This window comes from Sphingobium sp. ba1, assembly GCF_000743655.1.
Taxonomy (GTDB): domain Bacteria; phylum Pseudomonadota; class Alphaproteobacteria; order Sphingomonadales; family Sphingomonadaceae; genus Sphingobium.
In genome coordinates, this window is record NZ_JPPQ01000083.1 from 299,876 (window position 1) to 304,408 (window position 4,533).

Annotated in this window: 3 protein-coding genes; all 3 read left to right on the forward strand. The window is 57.8% G+C overall.

From position 1 onward, the window contains the following. Positions 1-190 (forward strand): hypothetical protein (locus IL54_RS25570; protein ID WP_237748974.1); only part of this gene is annotated, 190 nt, incomplete at its 5' end. A gap of 115 nt (positions 191-305) precedes the next feature. Beyond that, positions 306-3,413, forward strand: coding sequence for a TonB-dependent receptor (locus IL54_RS20750; protein ID WP_037480060.1), 3,108 nt, complete (start codon positions 306-308; stop codon positions 3,411-3,413). Positions 3,414-3,530: 117 nt separating this feature from the next. After that, the gene (locus IL54_RS20755; RefSeq protein ID WP_237748975.1) at positions 3,531-4,514 is read left to right on the forward strand and encodes a glycosyl hydrolase 115 family protein; all 984 of its coding nucleotides are present in this window, start codon (positions 3,531-3,533) and stop codon (positions 4,512-4,514) included. Positions 4,515-4,533: the final 19 nt, after the last annotated feature.

A 4,533-nucleotide genomic window follows, 5' to 3' on the forward strand; every position in this document is an offset into this window, starting at 1 on the left:
CGTGAGCATCAAGCATCCCAACTGCCTTGCAGGAAGGTGCCTGACTGTCGTGTCGGCCGCCATCGCCAAACAAACGGACTGCCGCGAGGGGGAAATGATCTCGCAATCATTCGCAGTCCAACACATCCAGAATGACGATGCTATCATCGATCAATTTATCAATAATGGTCAAGCCAACTGCACATTTTAGCCACCGATTTTCGTCAAATTGGTTTGACATTGCGGCCGGACCCTGCCACCAACCTGGTGGTAGCGCTATCATAGCATATTGCCGGAACACCGGAAGTTACAAGGGAGAGGAAGCCATGAAAATGCATAAGCCTGCTATTCGCGCGGCCTTGTTCGCAGCATCGGCCTTAAGTTCTATCGCCTGCGCGCAGCAAGCGGTTGGTCAGACCACCGCCGACCAAGATACCGTCGCTGCGCTCCAGATCGAACCAAGCGATCCCGTCGCGACCACCAATGATATCGTGGTTACCGGCTATCGCGCGTCGTTGCAAAGTTCCACCAATGCCAAGCGCGAATCGACCGGCTTTACCGATTCCATCTTTGCGCAGGATATTGGTAAATTTCCCGATACGAATATTGCCGAGTCGTTCAATCGCATTCCCGGCATCACGATCAATCGTGACGTTAATGGCGAAGGTGTGAACGTCGCGATCCGCGGGCTTGGTTCCAATTTCACCAACGTAACGCTAAATGGCGCGCCTATCGCGGTGTCTTCATCGGGCGCGACGGACGCGCAGGGAACGGATCGTTCGGTAGACTTAAGCTTCTTTCCTACTGATCTCTTTACGAAGCTGACGGTCAAAAAAAGTTACACCGCCAACCTGCTGGAGGGCGGCGCTGCGGGCAATATCGACATGCGCTCAGCGCGCCCCTTCGATCGTCCCGGTACGCGCTTTACCTATAATATCCAAGGTACCAACCAGAGTGGCGTCAATAAGGTCGGCGCGCGCGGTTCAGCAATCTTCAGTACAACGAACGACACGGTGGGTATCCTCGTAGGTGTATCGGGGCAGCGGTTGTTTACCGATAACCGCGGCTTCGAGACGATTGGCTACACGAATCCGGCCCTGACCACCGCCCAGTGCGGCGCGGCGACCGGCTGCAACACGACGGGCGGCGGCAACTGGACCATCCCCGGCACCGTCCCGGCGGGCGCGGGCGGTGGCCTGATTACGGGTCAGACGATCGATCAGGCATGGCTGCTTGCCAACAATCCAGGTGCCTCTATCCAGCAGATCGACAATGGCATCATTCCCCGTCTTGGCCGCTTTACCGCGCAATATGGTCGGCGCGACCGTATTAACGCAATCGCCAGCGCCGAATGGCGTCCCAATGACGCAATGCATTTTTACGTCGATGGCCTCTATGGCTTTAAGAAGAACAATTTGACGCGCGAGAATATCGCCTGGATCGTCCGTAATGGACAGATTATTCCCACCAATACCACCTATGACAAGGAAGATTGCTCGGCTGGGTGCCAGGTGACGAGCGGCACCTACGCCAATTCTCAATTCTTCCTCGAATATCGGCCCCTGACCGAGACCACACACCTTTATAGCGTCAATCCGGGTCTGGATTGGGAAATGAGCGATCGCCTGAAACTGTCGGTTCAGGCCAATTATACCCGTAGTACCTTTCACCGGGAAATCCCCACCGCCGGTCCGGTCACCGCGATGGGCACCGGCGTGACAGTGGACTATGCCGCCAGTCCGAATGGCGCGCCGACGATCACGTCAAACGTTGACCTTAACGATCCGAATAATTTCGTCTGGAACGGCGGGCGCGTCAACATTTCAGACGAACGTCGCGTCAACGAGACCAAGGGCGTTCGCGGCGCGCTGACGTGGGGTGATGAGCGGCTTAATATTCAGCTCGGCGGCAATTATGACGATGTCAGCCGTCGCATCCGCGGCTTCGACAACAGCCAAGCTTGGCAGAATGCCGTGTGCGGGGGCAACCCTAATGTGTTCGTGCCCGGTCCCAATAGTCAGCCGATCTGCGTGGGTGCAGAGTCCGTCGTGCCCGGATCGACCGGCTACCCCAATTATCCGGGCTATGGCACCGGCTACACCGCCGGACATACCGGTCCCGTCACTTATGGCGGTTCGCTCGTTCCGGTTGGCCAGTTGCCCAACTTCCTGATGCCGGGCCGTGCCGGTTTCGTTACCGTCGACTGGGACAAGTTCAGGAAAGCGTCCAATTACGACACCTTTCATGACAATGCGCCTGAATCGGGTGGTTCGAACACTGGCGCCAGCGGCGGACTAATCCGAGAGAAGTCCTTCGCCACCTATCTGACCGCCAGCGGCAAACAGCAGATCGGCGACAACGACCTGCGCTTCAATGTCGGCGTGCGCTACGTCAAGACCGACCAGACAATCGAGGGCCGCGTGTCGCTCGCCGATCCGCGCAATACGCCCACCGCCTCCACCACGCTCCCCGACGGCGCGCGCTATCCCAGCATCGTCACCATCGTGCGTACCAGCAACAGCTATGAAAAATGGCTGCCTGCCGCGACGGTCGCCTATGATCTGGGCGATCTAGCCGTGATACGCGCCGCCTATTCGAAGACGATGACGCGCCCAGATCCGGCGGCGCAGTTGCCGGGCGTTGGCTTTGGCGATCCATCGGCCGCTACCGCCACGATCGGCAACCCTGCGTTGAAGCCGTATTTCTCCAACAATCTGGACCTGGGCGTCGAACTCTACACCGGAAAGGAAGGTCTGGTATCGTTTAGCGCTTTCCGCAAGTCGCTGACCGGTTTCACCAACAACCAGATCACCACCCAGCCTTTCTCCTTCCTCGCCCAATATGGCATCAATTATGACTCGCTCAATCCCACGCAGCAGCAGGCCATCAACTTACGCGGTGGCCCCGCGGCTGCGACCATCCAGGTCCAGTCGCAGGTCAACGTTCCCAACAAGCTGACCGTCAACGGCCTGGAATTTCAGTGGGTCCAGCCGCTCGATTTCCTGACCGATCGCTTCGGCGTGCGCGGCTTCGGCTTCAACGCCAACGCGACGCTGGTCGATCAACGCAGCGACGGTCCCGCCACCGCCTTCGGGGTCGCACCGTTCACTTACAACGTCATCGGCTATTATGAAAATGGCGGCGTCAACCTGCGCGTTTCAACGACTTTCCGCGAAGGATCGCAAAGCAGCGGTGCTAACCAGAACGGCATTCCTGCCGCAGCCCTCTACTCCGACGACTATCAGCAGTGGGATTTCTCCTCCAGTCTTGATCTCGAAAAGGTCTTCGGATGGAAGGGCGCGCCGCAGTTGACCCTGGATATTCAAAACTTCACCAACTCCACCCTGCGCAGCTACTTCCAGTTCGAAGGTGCTACCTTCACGCAGTATAAGCCAGGCGTCCAATATCTCGTCGGTGTGCGCGGCACTTTCTGAACAAGGACGAAAAGAGAGGGCGGTACAGCGATGCATCGTCCTCTCTTATACCAACGGCTATGGGGTTAGTGCGCTCTTCCAGTAGTCAGGCCGTTTTAGGAAAATGGGAACATTCTGATGCTGTCACGTCGTGATATGCTGTCTGCATCTATCGCTGCGGCACTCGCTGCAAGTCCTCTGCGCGCAGCGGTCAGCTTCGGTGGAAAAGGTGATGGGTTTGAACTGGCTGGTCCCGGCGGGACCATCCCCCTTTTCGTCGAGCCAAGCGACTTCGCAGGCGTGCTACGGGCGGCCCGCGACCTTGCCGCAGATGTCGGGCGCGTAACCGGAACGGATGCCTCCTTCTCGCCCACGCCGGACCAACCGCGGATGGTGCTGATCGGAACATTGGGGGAAAGTCCGACGATTGACCGGCTCGCAGCAACCGGCAAGATCGATGTCGCACCGATAAAGGGCAAGTGGGAAAGCTATAGCTTACAGACGGTTCGTAACCCGATGCCTGGCATTGAGGAAGCGTTGGTCATCATCGGCAGCGACAAGCGCGGCACGATCTACGGAATTTACGATTTGTCACAGAATATCGGCATATCCCCCTGGTATTGGTGGGCGGATGTGCCTGTCATTAAGCGGGATCGTATCCGCATTTCCTACGGAAGCTATTTTCAGGGTGAGCCGGCGGTCCGCTATCGCGGCATCTTCCTGAATAACGAGGCGCCCTGTTTGTCCGCATGGACTGCGGAAAAGTTCGGCGGGATGAATGCAGATTTCTATACGAAGGTGTTCGAACTGCTGTTGCGGTTGCGCGCAAATTACCTCTGGCCCGCCATGTGGAACAACGCCTTTAACGAGGACGATCCCAAAAACGGTCCGCTGGCGGACGAATATGGCATCGTCATGGGCACATCCCATCACGAACCGATGAACCGCGCGCACAAGGAATGGACGTCGCGTAGGCCCGGAAACGGCGAATGGAATTATGTGTCTAATCGTCCGGCGGTGCAGCAGTTTTTCCGCGAAGGTGCGCGGCGTAGCAAGGACCGCGAACTGCTGGTGACGATGGGTGTGGATCGGCGTGCAAAAGGGACCCCGTTAGCGGGGTGATCGGCGTCTAAAAGGGACC

Excerpts from the sequence above, each read along its gene's own strand:
- IL54_RS20750 (WP_037480060.1), top strand. The coding sequence starts at position 306 with ATGAAAATGCATAAGCCTGCTATTCGCGCGGCCTTGTTCGCAGCATCG.
- IL54_RS20755 (WP_237748975.1), top strand. The coding sequence starts at position 3,531 with ATGCTGTCACGTCGTGATATGCTGTCTGCATCTATCGCTGCGGCACTC.